Genomic DNA, 15099 nt, shown 5'->3' with positions numbered 1-15099 from the left:
CGTCAGATCAGGCCGGCGACGCGGGCGACGGCGTCGGTCTCGGCAGGGGTGACCGGGGACTCGATCACCTTGGCGTGGTCGAGTGCGGTGTCGATGTCCTTCAGGCCGTGGCCTGTGACAGTGATCACCACAGTCGAGCCGCCGTCCAGCCAGCCCTGAGCCTTCGCGTGCAGCAGTCCGGCGACGCCGGCCGCCGACGCGGGCTCGACGAACACGCCTTCATGGGCGGCGAGCTCACGCTGCGCGGTCAGGATCTGCTCGTCCGTCACCATCTCGATCCGGCCGCCGGACTCGTCCCGGGCGGCCTCGGCCAGCGTCCAGGACGCCGGGTTGCCGACCCGGATCGCGGTCGCCGCGGTGTCCGGCGTCTCCACGATCGCGCCGCGCACGATCGGCGCCGCGCCCTCGGCCTGGAAACCCCACATCCGCGGGGTCCTGGTGGCGAGCTTGTCCTTCGCGTACTCCTGGTAACCCTTCCAGTAGGCCGCGATGTTGCCCGCGTTCCCGACCGGCAACAGGTGCAGGTCCGGCGCGTCGCCGAGCGCGTCGCACACCTCGAAAGCGGCCGTCTTCTGGCCTTCCAGCCGGACCGGGTTCACCGAGTTCACCAGCGCGACCGGGTAGTGCTTGCCGAGCTCGCGGACGATCCGCAGGCAGTCGTCGAACCCGCCGTCGATCGAGACCAGTTGCGCGCCGTGCACGATCGCCTGCGCCAGCTTGCCCTTCGCGATCCGGCCGGCCGGGATCAGCACCAGCGGGATCAGCCCCGCGCGGACGGCGTACGCGGCGGCGGAGGCCGAGGTGTTGCCGGTCGACGCGCAGACGACAGCCTTGTCACCGGCCTGGGCGGCCAGTGAGATCGCGACCGTCATCCCGCGGTCCTTGAACGAGCCGGTCGGATTGTTGCCCTCGACTTTGAGCCAGACCTCGCAGTGGGTCTGCTCGCTGAGCCACTGCGCGGCCACCAGCGGCGTCCCGCCCTCGCCGAGCGTGACCACGGGAGTGTCCGCCGACACCGGCAGCCGGTCCCGGTATTCCTCGATCACGCCTTGCCATTGATGACGCCGCTGCTGGGCCATTCCGTCTACTCGCCTTCTACCCGCATCACACTGCTGACTTCCCGAACGATGTCCATGTCGCGCAAGGTCTCCACGGTCGCGGACAACGCGGCGTCGGTCGCGGTGTGGGTGACCACCACCAGCTGCGCGTCACTGCCCCGGCCCTCTTGGCGGACGGTCTGGATGGACACGTCGTGCTCCGCGAAGGCATGGGCCACCGCCGCCAGCACACCGGCCTTGTCGGCCACGTCCAACGACACGTGGTAGCGGGTGATCGCGTCGCCCATCGGCCGCACGGCTCGCTGGGTGTACGACGACTCGCCGACCCCCGGCACACCCTTGAGCCGGTTGCGCGCGGCGGACACGAGATCCCCGAGGACTGCACTGGCCGTCGGGGCGCCGCCGGCACCACGACCATAGAACATCAGCTGGCCGGCCGCTTTGGATTCCACGAATACGGCGTTGTAAGCGTCCCGGACACTCGCCAGCGGGTGGGTCGCGGGGATCATCGCCGGGTAGACACGGGCACTGACCGAGTCGGTCACCTCGTCCAGCTCGCAGATCGCCAGCGACTTCACCACGCAGCCCATCTCGCGGGCCGAGGCGATGTCGGTGGCGGACACCTCGGTGATGCCCTCGCGGTGCACGTCGGCGATGGAAACCCTGGTGTGGAAGGCCAAACTGGCCAGCAGCGCCGCCTTCGCGGCCGCGTCGAAGCCCTCGATGTCAGCGGTCGGGTCGGCCTCGGCATACCCGAGGGCCTGGGCCTCCTCCAGCGCCTCGTCGAACCCGGCGCCGGTGGTGTCCATCTTGTCCAGGATGTAGTTCGTGGTGCCGTTGACGATGCCCATCACCCGGGTCACGTCGTCACCCGCCAGCGACTCGCGCAGCGGCCGCAGGATCGGGATCGCGCCGGCCACGGCGGCCTCGAAGTACAGGTCGCGCTCGTACTTCTCCGCCGCGGCGAACAGCGTCGGCCCGTCCTCGGCCAGCAGTGCCTTGTTCGCCGTGACCACGGAGGCGCCGTGCTCGAGCGCGGACAGGATCAGGCCGCGGGCCGGCTCCAGCCCGCCGATCACCTCGATCACCACGTCCAGGTCGCCGCGCGACACCAGTGCCTGGGCGTCCGTCGTGATCAACGCCGGGTCGACGGCGATGTCGCGGGCGCGTCCAGGACGTCGTACGGCGATGCCGGCGATCTCCAGGCGGGCGCCCACGCGGGCGGCGAGGTGGTCGGCCTGGTCGGTGAGGATCCGGACCACCTCGGTGCCGACCACACCACAGCCCAGCAGGCCGATCTTCAAGGGTTTGTCGTTCACTCGTCCCCCATATCGAGGCGTAGCAGGTCGTCTTCGGTTTCGCGCCGTACGACGATCCGCGTGTGACCGTCCTTGACCGCGATCACCGGTGGCCGCGGTACGTGGTTGTAGTTGCTCGCCATCGACCGGCAGTACGCCCCGGTCCCCGGTACGGCGACCAGGTCGCCGGGCCGCACGTCCGACGGGAGGAACTCGTCCTTCACCACGATGTCACCGGCCTCACAGTGCTTGCCGACGACGCGGGCCAGGGTCGGCTCGGCGTCGGAGTACCGGTTGGCCAGCGTGCAGGAGTAGTCGGCGTCGTACAGCGCGGTGCGGATGTTGTCGCTCATCCCGCCGTCGACCGACACGTAGGTGCGGCAGGCGCCGGCGTCGAGCTCGACCTCCTTGACCGTGCCGACCGTGTAGACGGTGCACACGGCCGGGCCGACGATCGCGCGACCGGGCTCGATCGAAACCTTGGGTACGTCGACCTCGAAGGCGCGGCACTCGTGCTCGACGATCTTGCCCATCTCGGTGGCGAGCTGCGCGGGGTCGGACGGATCGTCCTGGGTGGTGTAGGCGATACCGAACCCACCACCCAGGTCGAGCTCCGGCATGTCCACGCCGAGCTCCTCGGAAACCCTTGCGTGCAAGGCGATCACGCGCTTCGCGGCCACCTCGAACCCGGACGAGTCGAAGATCTGCGAACCGATGTGCGAGTGCAGCCCGAGCAGCTCCAGCTCGGGTGCTTCGTTGACTCGGGCAACGGCTTCGAAGGCCGCCCCGGAGGTGATGGAGAAACCGAACTTCTGGTCCTCGTGCGCGGTCGCGATGTACTCGTGGGTGTGCGCCTCGACGCCCGCGGTCACCCGGACCATCACCGTGGCGACCACGCCGCGCTCGCGGGCCAGCTCGATCAGCCGGTCGATCTCGAACAGCGAGTCGACGATGATCCGGCCGACCCCCGCGTCGAGCGCGCGGGCCAGCTCCTGCTCGGACTTGTTGTTGCCGTGGAAACCGAGCCGCTTCGGATCGGCACCGGCCCGGAGCGCGACGGCCAGCTCTCCCCCGCTGCAGACGTCGAGGTTCAGGCCCTCCTCCATCACCCAGCGGACGACCGTCGTACACAGGAACGCCTTGCCGGCGTAGTAGACGTCGAAGTCCTTGAAGGCGTGCTTGAACGCGCGGGCGCGGGCGCGGAAGTCGTCCTCGTCCAGCACGTACGCCGGGCTGCCGTGCTCGGCGACCAGGTCACGGGTATCGACGCCACCGACGACGAGCGAACCCTCGGCGGTCTTCTTGGCCGTGGACGACCACAGCTGCGGAACCAGGTCGTTGACGTCACGGGGTGCGCGGAGCCAGCCCGGGCCGCGGTGGCCGATGTCCGCGTGCAGCACGCCCGCCTCGTGCGCCCTCACATCCGCTCCGGAGCGGAGACGCCGAGCAGGCCCAGCCCGTTGGCGAGTACGGTCCTGGTCGCACCGACCAGGGTCAGGCGAGCCTTGTGCACCGGCTCCACCTCCTCGTCACCGCGTGGCAGCACGCGGCAACTGTCGTAGAACTTGTGGAACGCCGACGCCGTGTCCTCCAGGTACCGGGCGATCCGGTGCGGCTCGCGCAGCTCGGCGGCGGTGGCGACGATGCGCGGGAACTCGGCCAGCGCGCGAAGCAGGTCGCCCTCACGCTCGTGGCTGAGCAGCCCCGGGTCGAACTCGTCCAGCTTGATGCCGAACTCGTCGGCGTTGCGCAGGATCGAGGCCAGCCGGGCATGCGCGTACTGGACGTAGTAGACCGGGTTCTCACTGACCTGGCGGGTCATCTCCTCGATGTCCAGCGTCAGCGGGGAGTCCACCGGGTAGCGGCAGAGTGTGTAGCGGAGCGGGTCGACACCGCCCTCCTCGACCAGCTCGGCCAGCGTGACGATGGTGCCGGCCCGCTTGGACAGCCGCATCTCCTCGCCGCCCTTGAGGATCTTCACCAGCTGCCCGATCAGGATCTCGATGTTGTGCTCGGGGTCGTCACCCGCGCACGCCGCGATCGCCTTCAGCCGGTTCACGTACCCGTGGTGGTCGGCGCCGAGCAGGTAGATGCAGACGTCGAAACCACGCTCGCGCTTGTTCACGTAGTACGCGGCGTCGGAGGCGAAGTACGTCGGCTCGCCGTTCGACCGGATCAGCACCCGGTCCTTGTCGTCGGTGAAGTCGGTCGTCCGCATCCACAGCGCGTCGTCGGCGTCGTACAGGTGACCCTGCGCACGCAGCTTGTCGATCGCGTGGCCGACCCCGTCCTGCTCGTGCAGGCTGCGCTCGGAGAACCAGACGTCGAACTTGGTCCGGAAGTGCTCGAGCTGGGACTGCTGCTCCTTGAGCTGGCGCTCGTACCCGGCCTCGCGGAAGGCTATGGTCTGCTCGGCTTCCGGCAGCGTCAAGAGGTCCGGGACCTCGGCGACGATCTGCTGCGCCAGCTCGATGATGTACTCACCGTGGTAGCCGTCCTCGGGGATCTTGTGCCCGTGCGCGGCCGCCTGGAGGCTGGCGCCGAACTTGTCCATCTGGGCGCCGCGGTCGTTGACGTAGAACTCGCGGGTGACCACGGCACCGGCCGCGGTGAGCACCCGGGCGAGGGCGTCGCCGACCGCCGCCCAGCGGGTGTGACCGAGGTGCAGCGGGCCGGTCGGGTTGGCGGAGATGAACTCCAGGTTCACCGTCTGGCCGTGCAGGGTGTCGGTGTAGCCGTAGCGCGGGCCGGCGTCCACGATCGCCTGCGCGACCTTGCCCTGGGCATCGGCCGCGACCCGGATGTTGATGAAACCCGGCCCGGCGATCTCGACCGCGGTGATCGCGTCGTCGTCGGTGAGCTTGGCGGCCAGCAGCTCGGCGAACTGGCGCGGGTTCAGCCCGGCGCGCTTGCCCAGCTGCATGGCGACGTTGGTGGCGTAGTCCCCGTGCTCGGGGTTCTTGGGTCGCTCGACCTTCAGCTCGCGCGGCAGCCCGCCCTCGACGGTGATGGTGCCGTCGTCGGCGAGCGCGGCCAGGGCCTGCAGGATCTTCTCAGCGAGCTGTTCCGGAGTCACCGGATCAGCCTAATGGCCAGGCGCCCAAACCCTTGACTCACCATCCACAGCCCGGTACGGAAGTCACTCCCAGGGGTTGATCAGCTCCACACCGGTCCGGGCGAAGTCCTCGGTGTTCCGAGTCGCGAGCGCCGCTTCCTCCACCAGGCAGATTGCCGCGATCTGCGCATCCAGCGGCGCGATCGGCAGACCGGCCCGACGCCGGTCGGCCATGACGACCGGATAGGCCATCGCGGCTTCCGCGGTGAATGACAGGACCTCGTCCTCGACCAGCGCGAAGACTTCCGCGGCGGCTTCCCGCACCTGTTTGCGCCGGCGTCCGGTCGGCATCCGCTCGACGCCGTGGTGGATCTCGGCGGCGGTGATCGCCGTCGTGTACATCTCCTCGCCCAGATTGCTGCTCAGCCAGTGCCAGACGGCCGCGTCCGGAGACTCCTTCATCAACTCCGACACGACATTGGTATCCAGGACGATCATCAGTCGAACTCGACCACTCGGTGTTCGTGAGTCCGCGGCGGGATGTCCAGCTCGACCCCGCCGATCGCGGCGAACCGCTCGTGGAGCCTGAGGAAGAAGTTCTTGGGCTCTTCATCCTCGGCCACGGCGTCGACGAGGATCGCTCGCACCTCGGCCTCCATCGACCGGCCATGCTGCGCCGCCCGGATGCGCAGCCGGCGCTTCACGTCGTCGTCGAGGCTTCGCACAGTGATTGCCGCCATACTCGAGCTCCTCTCTGCGGACGGTGCTAGCAGAAAGAGTAGCAGTGATTGCACTTTCAGTGGCGGGCGGTGATTTGAATGTGTGCTTTGGGGCTGAGGGGTGCGTCCCATGCAGCTGGTTGGTTGTTGACGACGACGGTCAGGCCCTTGCACGCGTCGCCCACGCACTTCGCGTCGTACCGGATGCCCCAGAGGGTGAAGAACTGAGCGAGAGTCGGGCGCTCGGCCGTGGTCTTGGCCTCGACGTACACGAGGCCGTCGGTGGTGTGCGTGTGTACGGCGGCCTGCTCGGCCCGGACGCGGTCGACCCCGATACCGGCCGGGATCTGCACCGGAGCGCCGTCCACGGTGACCGACAGGGTCAAGGTGTACGGCGAGGGGCCGGAGAAATCGAGCGGGAGTCGCTCGAAACCGGCCTTGTCGATGTACGACACCGCGTCGCGAGGCGCGTCCCACGGCGGCGGCCCGGTCCGGAGCTCAGCTGGACCGGGTGGCGCGGGACCCACCTGGCAGCCGGCTATGCCACTGACGAGAAGCAGAGCGGCTGCAGTCGCACCCACCCAGCGCCAACTGCCTGCTCTCATGAGGAGCAGGTTGCCATGTCGCGCCCGGGCAGGCGGCCGCCGGGGTCAGCGTTCCGACGGCATCAGGACCCAGAGCACGAGGTAGATGAGGACCTGCGGGCCGGGCAGCAAGCAGCTGACGATGAAGATGAGCCGCATCTTGTTCGGCGACATACCGAACCGGCGAGCCAGCCCGGCACAGACACCGCCGATCATGCGACCGTTGGACGGGCGGACCAAAGTGCTAGCCATGGGAACCGATTCCTTTCACTGATGGGCTTACAACCACTATGACTCCGTCCTGACCGGACACGATCCCCGCGCACCGCCCTTCCAGGGTCCCGTCAGGGTCACCCCGGCCCCGGCCTCCGGTACCCACCCGACGCACCGTGACCCGATTCGGGATTCCTCCGAGTTTCCTGCTACTGTTCTGCACGTTCCTGAGCCCCCGTAGCTCAGGGGATAGAGCACCGCCCTCCGGAGGCGGGTGCGCAGGTTCGAATCCTGCCGGGGGCGCGGACGATCTGGGCGATCTGTGCCTGCGGAGAGCGCGGGGATTGATCGCCCGTCGTGTTTTGTGGGGGTGCAACCCCCACACCCCGCCCGGAGGGGCTTCGCCCCCCGGACCCCCCTTGTCTGTGGTTGCTGTGGGTTGTCTGGTGCGCGCTGGGGTTGCTGTGGGTGGTGGGGGCCACGCGATCATGTTGGTGAGGATCGAGTCGTGGGGCGGCGATGGGGCTGACTTTTCGGCCACCTACCCGCTGCTTTTCGGAGGATTTTGGTCGCCGGGCGCAAGTTTTCTTCCGGAAACCTGCTCTGCTGCTGCGCCGGGTACCGCCCAGGCGGCTGCCGCACGTCTGCCGGTGTCTGCCTACGAGTTCGCCGAGGACAGCGGGGGCCTACCTGACGGTTCCCGCTGGGTGCGTATCACAGCCAGGACCTGCCGTACCTCTGGACCGTCAACATGCCCCAGAACCCTTACCCGCGGCTCACCGGAGAGCAGCAACGCCTGTTGGCACAGATGATCGGCTCCTGGTCGGCCTTCGCTGCTTACCGGCAACCCCAACGGACCTGTCCGTCCACATTGGCCTACTCTCAACCGGTCCGACACGGTACCGGGCCTGTCCAGCAGCGGCATCGCCCCATGCCGTACGCCGCCAATCACAACTGCGACTTCTGGCAGGGTCTCCCCCACTGAGCTCTCAGATCGCCCCGAGCGAGCTGATGGTCATCCGACGAGTTCTTTGGTGAAGCGGTCGGCAGGGGTGCCGGCTAGGTGGCCCGTCGGGAGGGTTCGTCCGCACAGGACGAGGAGGAGGTCTTGGGCCGTGCCGGTCAGGAGCTCGTCGCCGGTGCCGTGACTCCAGTCGAGATCGGTGGCGCGGAGCTGGATCCCGCTGAGGTCCACGCCGAAGTACTGGAGCTGGCGGGGCTTCATGGTGTCGAGAATGTGGCGCAGGCGGTCCTCCGGCACCCGGCGGTCGATGCCTAGGGCAACAGTGATGTCCAGCCCGTGGATGACGTCGTGGGACAGCGCGCCTGCGTACCCGCCGCCCGGTGGCTTCCACGGATGGTCGATGTTCTGCCGCAGCGATTCCGTCAGCTCGACCGCCGACAGCTCGGCGGCGTCCCGGCGGGCCTGGCGGTCGGCGAGGCGGCCGAAGTTTCCCCGGGCCTTGATCATTCCCAGCACGAACCCAGGCATGGACATCCGGAACGGCATCGTGATGTGGGCGACCACCTCACGGACCCGCCAGCCGGCACACAACGTCGGCTTGTCCCAGTCCTCCGCAGGCAGGCCGGCCAGCAGCGCGGCGAGGTCGGTCCGCTCCCCCGCGATGGCGACTCTGATATCTGTCATACCCCACCGACGAACGGGTCCCGCTCAGACAGACACTTCCTCCAGCCGTTTCCTCAGGTAGCGGCGCTCGGCGTCCGTCGACGCCAGTTCCATCGCCTGCCGGTACGACGCTGCGGCCTCGGAGTGGCGGCCGAGGCGGCGGAGGAAGTCGGCTCGGGTCGCGGGGAGGAGGTGGTAATCGGCCAGTGGACCAGCTGCCAGCTCGTCAACCAGCTTCAGCCCGACTGCGGGGCCGTCCGCCATGCCGATGGCGACTGCGCGGTTCAGGGCAACCACTGGGGTCTGCTTGAGCTGGCCGTACAGTGCGGCGATCTGCGGCCAGTCTGTGTCGGCCGCCGTACGCGCGGTGGCGTGACAGGCGGCGATGGCGGCCTGCACTTGATAGGGACCCGGTGAGCCTCGGCGGAGGGTTGCGTCCAGCAAGTCGACGCCCTCGGTGATCGCTGCGTGGTCCCAGCGGGTGCGGTCCTGGTCCTCCAGGGTTACCAGTACGCCGTCCGTAGTCAGCCGGGTCTCACGCCGTGCGTCATGCAGCAGCATGAGTGCGAGCAGTCCGGCGGGCTCTGGCTCGTCCGGCATGAGTTGCACGAGCAGTCTGGCCAGTCTGATCGCCTCACCGCTCAGGTTGCTGCGGACGACGTCGGAGTACCCCTCGTTGAACAGCAGGTACAGCACAGCCAGTACGGCGGGCGTCCGCTCGGGCAGGAGGTGTGCCGGCGGGACGCGGTACGGGATGCCGGCGTGCTGGATCTTCTGCTTGGCTCTGGTCAGTCGCTTCGACATGGTCGTTTCCGGGACCAGGAACGCGCGTGCGATATCCGCCGTACTCAGTCCGGCCAGGGTCCGCAGCGTCAGCGCCACCCGCGCCTCCATCGCCAGCGCCGGATGGCAGCAGGTGAACATGAGCCGCAGCCGGTCATCGGGTACGTCGTACGGCTGGCCGGACTCGTATCCCACCACAGCCAGCTCCTTCAGCTTGGCGGCGCCGACAGTCTCACGGCGCAGCCAGTCGACCGCACGGTTGCGTGCGGTGGTGGTCAGCCAGGCACCGGGCTTGTCCGGTACGCCGTCCCGCGGCCAACGCTCCAGGGCGGCGGCGAAGGCCTCCTGCGCGCACTCCTCGGCCAGCTCCCAGTCACCGGTCAGGCGGATCAGTGTGGCGACCACCTGGCCCCACTCCTGCCGGTAGATCTGCTCGAAGGTCACGCAACCCCCGGTGGCGGCTCCAGGATCGGGCGGATCTCGATCGTGCCGTAGCCCGCCGCCGGATGCTTGGCCGCGATCTCGATGGCCTCGTCCAAGTCGGCGCAGTCGATCATCACGAACCCGCCGATCTGCTCCTTGGTCTCCGCGAACGGTCCGTCGGTCAGCAGCAGCTCGTCGTTCCGGACCCGCACCGTCGTCGCCTCCGACGGCGGCCGCAGCCCGGCTCCGCCCGCGACCACGCCGCGCTGCTCCATCTCCTCCGACCAGCCGCCACATCCGTCGTTCGCGTGCGCCTCGGCCGTCTCGTCACCACAGATCATCAGCAAGTACTTCACGGTCCTCCTCCGGAGCGTCTCACCCCACCGACGAACAGCCCGCCGGAAACAGACACCCCCAAGGTAAACGCCGGCGGCCCCGAGCACGTCCTACCCGAGGGCCCCGCAGCTCAGGCCGCCTCAGCCGTGTCGGTCAGGCCGCCCACGCGCCGGCGGCTGAGGGAGCGGTCTCGAACTGGAACCGGAACGTGGTGCCGTCCTTGACGTTCGTCGCGATCACCGTCCACTCGTTGACGGTGGCGAGCTTGTAGGCCGACTGGCAGCCACCGTTCTCGAAGCAGACCCTGACATTGCGGCCGCGCGACATCCCCTCGCGCGCGACCTTGATGTTGATGTCGTTGCACCTGCTCGTGGTCTTGTACCAGCCCGAGCCGGGTACGTACTTGGCGCCTTCCGCCTTCTTGAACGTCTCGGCACCGCCGTAGCAGGTCGCGGCGCTCGCGCTCTGGTCAACGCCGATCGTCAGACCGGTGGCCGCCAGCAGTACGGCGCCCGCGCTCGCCAGCAATCGCTTCGATGTCATATGCCCTCCCGAGTCGGTTGTCCGAACACCCGGCAGTGAATCGGTCAGCGCTTTCCGCCCGGTGTCTGTTCGCTTTCCATCCGCGGCGGACTAGCGTCGAAGGGGACGGATCGCCGGCAGCAAGGGGAGGACGACACGATGACCGGACGAGTAGTGCATTTCGAGGTTCCGTACGACGACGGCGACCGGGCCCGAGCGTTCTACGCCGACGTGTTCGGGTGGCAGGTCAACACGATGCCGGAGCTGAAGTACACCAGTGTGTCGACCGGGCCGGTGACCGAGGAGGGTTACCCGAGCGAGCCCGGCTACATCAACGGCGGCATGTTCGAGCGGGCCGGAGCGCCGGCCACGCGGCCGGTGATCACCATCGAGGTCGACGACGCCGACGCGGCCCTGGAAGCGATCGAGCAGCGCGGCGGCAAGACGGTCGCGGCCAAGTTCGCGGTCGGCGAGATGGGCTTCGCCGCGTACTTCGAGGACTGCGAGGGCAACATGCTCGGATTGTGGCAGTCCGCCCCCAGCAGCTGAGCGGTACGCCGACCCGGCCGGGGACGGGCGCGACGGTGCCGACGGCAACGACCGGATCCAGCCGTACGTGGTCGATGGCGCCGTGGTGAACGGCGGGCCGCTGCGCATGGTCGAGCTGACCGGCGGGATGCCTACACTTTCGGTGTCGGCTTCGGCGTACGTGGCTCGGTGTCCGTGGGAGGACTGCATGCCTGACCGTATCCAGACCATCGCCTACCCGGCGGCGGGATCGCGCCCGTCGCGCCGGGACCAGGAGCCGCTCGCACCCCATGTGATCGTGCTGTTCGGGGCGACCGGGGATCTGGCCAAGCGCAAGCTGCTGCCGGGGCTGGCGTATCTGCAGTTGTCCAGGTTCGCGCCCGACGTACGCATCATCGGGATGGCCACCGAGCAGCTGACGTCGGACGAGTTCCGGGCCCGGGCGCGCGAGGCGGTGGAGACGTTCGGCACGCACCGGATGAGCGACCAGGAGCTGACGCAGTTCGCCGAGCGGCTCGAGTACGTGCCCGTGACGGCCGGGCCGGAGGCGCTCGCGGCCGCGGTGAAGGAAGCTGAGGCGCTGCTCGGGCCGGACACCTGCCGGCTGCACTACCTGTCCGTGCCGCCGAAGGCCGCGCAGGCTGTGATCGCGATGCTGCGCGACGCGGACCTGGTCGAGCGGGCCCGGGTGGTGATGGAGAAGCCGTTCGGCGACGACCTGGCCACCGCGATCCACCTGAACAACTTCGTCCATGAGACGTTCGACGAGTCGCAGATCTTCCGGATCGACCACTTCCTGGGCAAGGAGGCGGCGCTCAACATCCTCGCCTTCCGGTTCGCGAACGGGCTGTTCGAGCCGATCTGGAACCGCAATTTCATCGACCACGTGCAGATCGACATCCCCGAGTCGCTCGGGCTGGACCAGCGGGCCACGTTCTACGAACCGACCGGCGCGTTCAAGGACATGGTCGTCACGCACCTCATGCAGGTGATGTCGTTCGTCGCGATGGAGCCGCCGACCGCGCTGGAGCCGCGGGCGATCTCGGAGGAGAAGAACAAGGTCTTCCGCTCGATGCTGCCGATCAACCCGGCCGACGTGGTCCGGGGCCAGTACAGCGGGTACCGAGGTGAGAACGGGGTCGCACCGGACTCCGACACCGAGACGTTCATCGCGCTGAAGGTCGGGGTCGACAACTGGCGCTGGGCCGGGGTGCCGTTCTACCTGCGCACCGGCAAACGGATGGCCGAGGGGATGCGCATCATCTCGATCGCCTTCAAGGAGGCCCCGAAGACGATGTTCCCGGCCGGCTCCGGCGTCGGGTCGCAAGGCCCGGACCACCTGACCTTCGACCTGGCCGACTCGTCCCGGGTGTCGCTGTCCTTCTACGGCAAGCGCCCCGGCCCCGGGATGCGGCTGGAGAAGCTGTCGATGCAGTTCTCCACCCAGGAGACGGAGAGCGCGGGCGACGTACTGGAAGCGTACGAGCGTCTGATCCTGGACGCGATGCGCGGCGACCACACCCTCTTCACCACCGCCGAGGGCATCGAATCCCTCTGGGACCGGTCCGCCCTGCTGCTGGACGACCCACCCCCGGTCAAGCCGTACCAGCCTGGCACCTGGGGCCCCAACGCCATCCACCAACTGATCGCCCCTCGCGCCTGGCGCCTCCCCTTCGAGCGCGAGTGGCGCGAGTCCAAGCCCTAGTGCCCCAACATTGCCCAAAAGGGCGTTGACGCTCCGCAACCGCCCGGGCACCCTGGGACTTCGACGGTTTCTGGGGGTTGGTCACGATGGGGCATCGGGTTCGCGTATGGGTCATCTCGGTCGTGGTGCTCGGTGTACTGGCTGGATGCGGTCAGGACACGCTGCCGGAGGGAGGCAGTCCGCCGGGCTCCGGGAGCAACGGCGGCGGCAAGGGGGACGGCGGGGGCAAGGATGACGGCGGGGGTTGGCTTTCGTGGGTGCCCTTCGGCCCGAAGGATCCGACCTTCCCGACGCCGACCTGGCCGGCGTACAACTACCTTGCCAAGGGCAAGTGTTCGGACTTGAGGAGCTACCTGCGCGATGACCCGGGCGACGGCGGGAAGTCGGAGTTCGGGCAGGCCATGGTGGCGCTGTGCCGGGCCGCGGTGGACGGCAAGGCGAAGGACTGGGCCATCCTGGAAGCCAAGGCCAACGCCGATCCCGGTGCGCTGGGCCACGACTGTCTGACGCCGCTGGTCAAGGGACTGATGAACCGCGCGCTGGCGTGGCACGAGGCGCACCCCGGTCAGAAGCCGAAGGTGAAGTTCCAGCGGCTCAAAGGCGAGACGAAGTGCGGCGCCAAGGACAACGAGAATCGTGAGCCCACCGAGGAACCGACGGGCGAGCCCACGACGACCGACGAGGCGTCGCCAACCGACGAGCCCACCGAGGAATCGTCGCCTGCCGAGACGGCCGAGCAGACCGGATGACTGAGCCGTCGAGCACGCCGCAGCAGCCCGCGCCACCGGCCGCGCGTTCGGATCCGCCGGAATCCGACGGTGAGTCGCCGCTGCGGGCGGTGTTGTCGGTCGTGACGACCCTGGGGCCGCCGCTCACGATCGCGACCGCTTTGATGTTCTACTTCGGTTGGGCGCGGAGTGAGACACAGGCCGCCGAGATGGGGCTGGACGTCAGCTTGTTCGGCTACTCGACACAGGACTACGCCCTGCACAGCATCAGTACTCTCTATCTCCCGCTGCTGTCCATCGCCGCGCTCGCACTAGCCGGCCTGGCCCTGCATCGGCGCATCGGCAGCGCACTTCGTCGTACCGAGAGTCGATCAGTCCTGCGAAGAGCTGGTCGGCTCGCGTTCATCGCCGGCCTGGTCACGGTCGGCTTGGCGCTGGTGTTCGGATCGGCGGAACTGTTCGCGCCGCTCGCGATCGCCGGCGGCACCGTCGTCGCGGCGTACGGCGCCTCGCTCCGGAGTGCGACGAGTGCCTCCGCCGAGACCTCCGCCCAGCCGTCGTGGCATCGGGCCCTGCGGTTGCTGCTGGTGGGTGGCGTCGTGACCTCGGCGCTGTTTTGGGCGGTGTCCGACTACGCGACGATCGTCGGCCGGGGGTATGCGGCGCAGGTTGAGCGAAAGGTGCCCGAGCTGCCCAGGGTGACCGCATTCAGCAGTTCGCCGCTGGGCCTCGATGCAGGCGGGGTGACCGAGACACCGGTCACCGAAGGCGGCAAAGTGCTCCACTACCGAACGACCGGCCTGCGGCTGCTGATCAGCTCAGGCGGGCGGATGTTCTTCGTGCACGACGGCTGGAAGGTGGGCGAGGGAACCGTCATCGTGCTCCCCGACAGCGACCAGATCCGCTGGCAGTTCTCCCGCTGAGTCCGAGGCATTGCCCGCTGGGGAGCCAGAGGCGCACTATCGAGGTGTGATGTGAGTCACAAACACCTGGATGGGTCTGGAGGTGGCTGATGTCCGGGACCAGAACGCACTTGACCGCGGAGCGGGCGCCGTGTGGGCGGATGGGTGACGCGGACCGGAGCGAGGAGGACGACTTCGAGGGCTTCCGGATGGACGACGTCCGGTATGCGTGTGGGTGCCGCCGGATCAGGCACGAGTTCCATGACGGCAGCGTGCGGATCCAGACCGTGCGGCACGACGGCAGGATCCTGATGGACGAGCACAGCGGCGACCACGAGGCCTGAATGGGGCAGGCATGAACGAGCGAAGCGAGTTCATCTCAGAACGCGGCCATTCATCCGCGCCCCGAGCGAAGCGAGGACGTGCGTGAGCGAGCGGAGTGAGGTCACCAAAAAGCACAGCGCGTCTGGTGCCTCATCCGCGCCCGGAGCGAAGCGAGGACGTGCCGTGACGGAGCGGAGCGAGGTCACCAAAAAGCACAGCGCGTCTGGTGCCTCATCCGCGCCCGGAGCGAAGCGAGGACGTGCCGTGACGGAGCGGAGCGAGGTCACCAAAAAG

The 15099-nt window shown here is 68.5% G+C and carries 17 protein-coding genes and 1 tRNA gene; 6 read left to right on the top strand and 12 right to left on the bottom strand.

What is annotated here, in order from left to right; translation table 11 throughout:
• Positions 1 to 2: 2 nt before the first annotated feature.
• The 8 genes from thrC to AB0F43_RS28665 all read right to left on the bottom strand — a co-directional run bounded on the left by thrC (position 3) and on the right by AB0F43_RS28665 (position 6966).
• On the bottom strand, positions 3 to 1079 hold the full coding sequence (gene thrC, locus AB0F43_RS28700; RefSeq protein WP_360483464.1) for a threonine synthase: 1077 nt from the start codon (positions 1077 to 1079) through the stop codon (positions 3 to 5).
• A gap of 5 nt (positions 1080 to 1084) precedes the next feature.
• Positions 1085 to 2377, bottom strand: coding sequence for a homoserine dehydrogenase (locus AB0F43_RS28695; RefSeq protein WP_360483461.1), 1293 nt, complete (start codon positions 2375 to 2377; stop codon positions 1085 to 1087).
• A complete protein-coding gene (gene lysA / locus AB0F43_RS28690; RefSeq protein WP_360483458.1) occupies positions 2374 to 3777 on the bottom strand; it encodes a diaminopimelate decarboxylase in 1404 nt (467 codons plus the stop codon). Before lysA ends, AB0F43_RS28695 begins: the two co-directional genes overlap by 4 nt.
• On the bottom strand, positions 3774 to 5432 hold the full coding sequence (gene argS, locus AB0F43_RS28685; protein ID WP_360483456.1) for an arginine--tRNA ligase: 1659 nt from the start codon (positions 5430 to 5432) through the stop codon (positions 3774 to 3776). The genes lysA and argS overlap by 4 nt, the downstream gene beginning before the upstream one ends.
• Before the next feature lie 63 nt (positions 5433 to 5495).
• Complete coding sequence (locus AB0F43_RS28680) at positions 5496 to 5909, bottom strand: type II toxin-antitoxin system VapC family toxin (RefSeq protein WP_360483453.1); 414 nt, start codon at positions 5907 to 5909, stop codon at positions 5496 to 5498.
• Positions 5909 to 6151 (bottom strand): plasmid stabilization protein, encoded by a 243-nt coding sequence (locus tag AB0F43_RS28675; RefSeq protein ID WP_360483450.1) that lies wholly within the window; start codon positions 6149 to 6151, stop codon positions 5909 to 5911. The genes AB0F43_RS28680 and AB0F43_RS28675 overlap by 1 nt, the downstream gene beginning before the upstream one ends.
• Positions 6152 to 6207: 56 nt before the next feature.
• A complete protein-coding gene (locus tag AB0F43_RS28670) occupies positions 6208 to 6735 on the bottom strand; it encodes a hypothetical protein (RefSeq protein ID WP_360483447.1) in 528 nt (175 codons plus the stop codon).
• Between the two features lie 45 nt (positions 6736 to 6780).
• On the bottom strand, positions 6781 to 6966 hold the full coding sequence (locus AB0F43_RS28665; protein ID WP_360483444.1) for a PspC domain-containing protein: 186 nt from the start codon (positions 6964 to 6966) through the stop codon (positions 6781 to 6783).
• Positions 6967 to 7158: 192 nt separating this feature from the next.
• On the opposite strand from AB0F43_RS28665, the gene AB0F43_RS28660 reads away from it, so the two are divergent.
• Positions 7159 to 7230 (top strand) — tRNA-Arg (locus tag AB0F43_RS28660).
• 712 nt (positions 7231 to 7942) lie between these two features.
• Here the strand turns inward: AB0F43_RS28660 and AB0F43_RS28655 are convergent.
• The 4 genes from AB0F43_RS28655 to AB0F43_RS28640 form a co-directional block, all read right to left on the bottom strand.
• Positions 7943 to 8575, bottom strand: coding sequence for a maleylpyruvate isomerase family mycothiol-dependent enzyme (locus AB0F43_RS28655; protein ID WP_360483441.1), 633 nt, complete (start codon positions 8573 to 8575; stop codon positions 7943 to 7945).
• A 24-nt stretch (positions 8576 to 8599) separates the two neighbouring features.
• Complete coding sequence (locus AB0F43_RS28650) at positions 8600 to 9781, bottom strand: RNA polymerase sigma factor (RefSeq protein WP_360483438.1); 1182 nt, start codon at positions 9779 to 9781, stop codon at positions 8600 to 8602.
• Entirely contained in the window at positions 9778 to 10116 is a 339-nt protein-coding gene (locus AB0F43_RS28645) for a YciI family protein (RefSeq protein WP_360483435.1), read from the bottom strand. Before AB0F43_RS28645 ends, AB0F43_RS28650 begins: the two co-directional genes overlap by 4 nt.
• Positions 10117 to 10249: 133 nt before the next feature.
• Positions 10250 to 10639: a hypothetical protein gene (locus AB0F43_RS28640; protein WP_360483432.1), complete on the bottom strand. Its 390-nt coding sequence runs from the start codon at positions 10637 to 10639 to the stop codon at positions 10250 to 10252.
• Between the two features lie 138 nt (positions 10640 to 10777).
• On the opposite strand from AB0F43_RS28640, the gene AB0F43_RS28635 reads away from it, so the two are divergent.
• The 5 genes from AB0F43_RS28635 (at position 10778) to AB0F43_RS28615 (ending at position 14825) form a co-directional block, all read left to right on the top strand.
• Entirely contained in the window at positions 10778 to 11167 is a 390-nt protein-coding gene (locus AB0F43_RS28635) for a VOC family protein (RefSeq protein WP_360483429.1), read from the top strand.
• A gap of 187 nt (positions 11168 to 11354) precedes the next feature.
• Positions 11355 to 12851: a glucose-6-phosphate dehydrogenase gene (gene zwf, locus AB0F43_RS28630; protein ID WP_360483427.1), complete on the top strand. Its 1497-nt coding sequence runs from the start codon at positions 11355 to 11357 to the stop codon at positions 12849 to 12851.
• An 86-nt stretch (positions 12852 to 12937) separates the two neighbouring features.
• Positions 12938 to 13600 (top strand): hypothetical protein, encoded by a 663-nt coding sequence (locus AB0F43_RS28625; RefSeq protein WP_360483424.1) that lies wholly within the window; start codon positions 12938 to 12940, stop codon positions 13598 to 13600.
• A complete protein-coding gene (locus AB0F43_RS28620; protein WP_360483421.1) occupies positions 13597 to 14502 on the top strand; it encodes a hypothetical protein in 906 nt (301 codons plus the stop codon). The genes AB0F43_RS28625 and AB0F43_RS28620 overlap by 4 nt, the downstream gene beginning before the upstream one ends.
• Before the next feature lie 89 nt (positions 14503 to 14591).
• Positions 14592 to 14825 (top strand): hypothetical protein, encoded by a 234-nt coding sequence (locus AB0F43_RS28615; protein WP_360483418.1) that lies wholly within the window; start codon positions 14592 to 14594, stop codon positions 14823 to 14825.
• The last annotated feature ends 274 nt before the right edge of the window (positions 14826 to 15099 follow it).

The sequence above is a fragment of the Kribbella sp. NPDC023972 genome, from assembly GCF_040639075.1.
In the GTDB taxonomy this organism is placed as follows: domain Bacteria; phylum Actinomycetota; class Actinomycetes; order Propionibacteriales; family Kribbellaceae; genus Kribbella.
This window is presented reverse-complemented; position numbering and strand designations above follow the sequence as displayed.

Excerpts from the sequence above, each read along its gene's own strand:
- thrC (WP_360483464.1), bottom strand. The coding sequence starts at position 1,079 with ATGGCCCAGCAGCGGCGTCATCAATGGCAAGGCGTGATCGAGGAATAC.
- AB0F43_RS28680 (WP_360483453.1), bottom strand. The coding sequence starts at position 5,909 with ATGATCGTCCTGGATACCAATGTCGTGTCGGAGTTGATGAAGGAGTCT.
- AB0F43_RS28675 (WP_360483450.1), bottom strand. The coding sequence starts at position 6,151 with ATGGCGGCAATCACTGTGCGAAGCCTCGACGACGACGTGAAGCGCCGG.
- AB0F43_RS28670 (WP_360483447.1), bottom strand. The coding sequence starts at position 6,735 with ATGAGAGCAGGCAGTTGGCGCTGGGTGGGTGCGACTGCAGCCGCTCTG.
- AB0F43_RS28665 (WP_360483444.1), bottom strand. The coding sequence starts at position 6,966 with ATGGCTAGCACTTTGGTCCGCCCGTCCAACGGTCGCATGATCGGCGGT.
- AB0F43_RS28655 (WP_360483441.1), bottom strand. The coding sequence starts at position 8,575 with ATGACAGATATCAGAGTCGCCATCGCGGGGGAGCGGACCGACCTCGCC.
- AB0F43_RS28640 (WP_360483432.1), bottom strand. The coding sequence starts at position 10,639 with ATGACATCGAAGCGATTGCTGGCGAGCGCGGGCGCCGTACTGCTGGCG.
- AB0F43_RS28635 (WP_360483429.1), top strand. The coding sequence starts at position 10,778 with ATGACCGGACGAGTAGTGCATTTCGAGGTTCCGTACGACGACGGCGAC.
- zwf (WP_360483427.1), top strand. The coding sequence starts at position 11,355 with ATGCCTGACCGTATCCAGACCATCGCCTACCCGGCGGCGGGATCGCGC.
- AB0F43_RS28625 (WP_360483424.1), top strand. The coding sequence starts at position 12,938 with ATGGGGCATCGGGTTCGCGTATGGGTCATCTCGGTCGTGGTGCTCGGT.
- AB0F43_RS28620 (WP_360483421.1), top strand. The coding sequence starts at position 13,597 with ATGACTGAGCCGTCGAGCACGCCGCAGCAGCCCGCGCCACCGGCCGCG.
- AB0F43_RS28615 (WP_360483418.1), top strand. The coding sequence starts at position 14,592 with ATGTCCGGGACCAGAACGCACTTGACCGCGGAGCGGGCGCCGTGTGGG.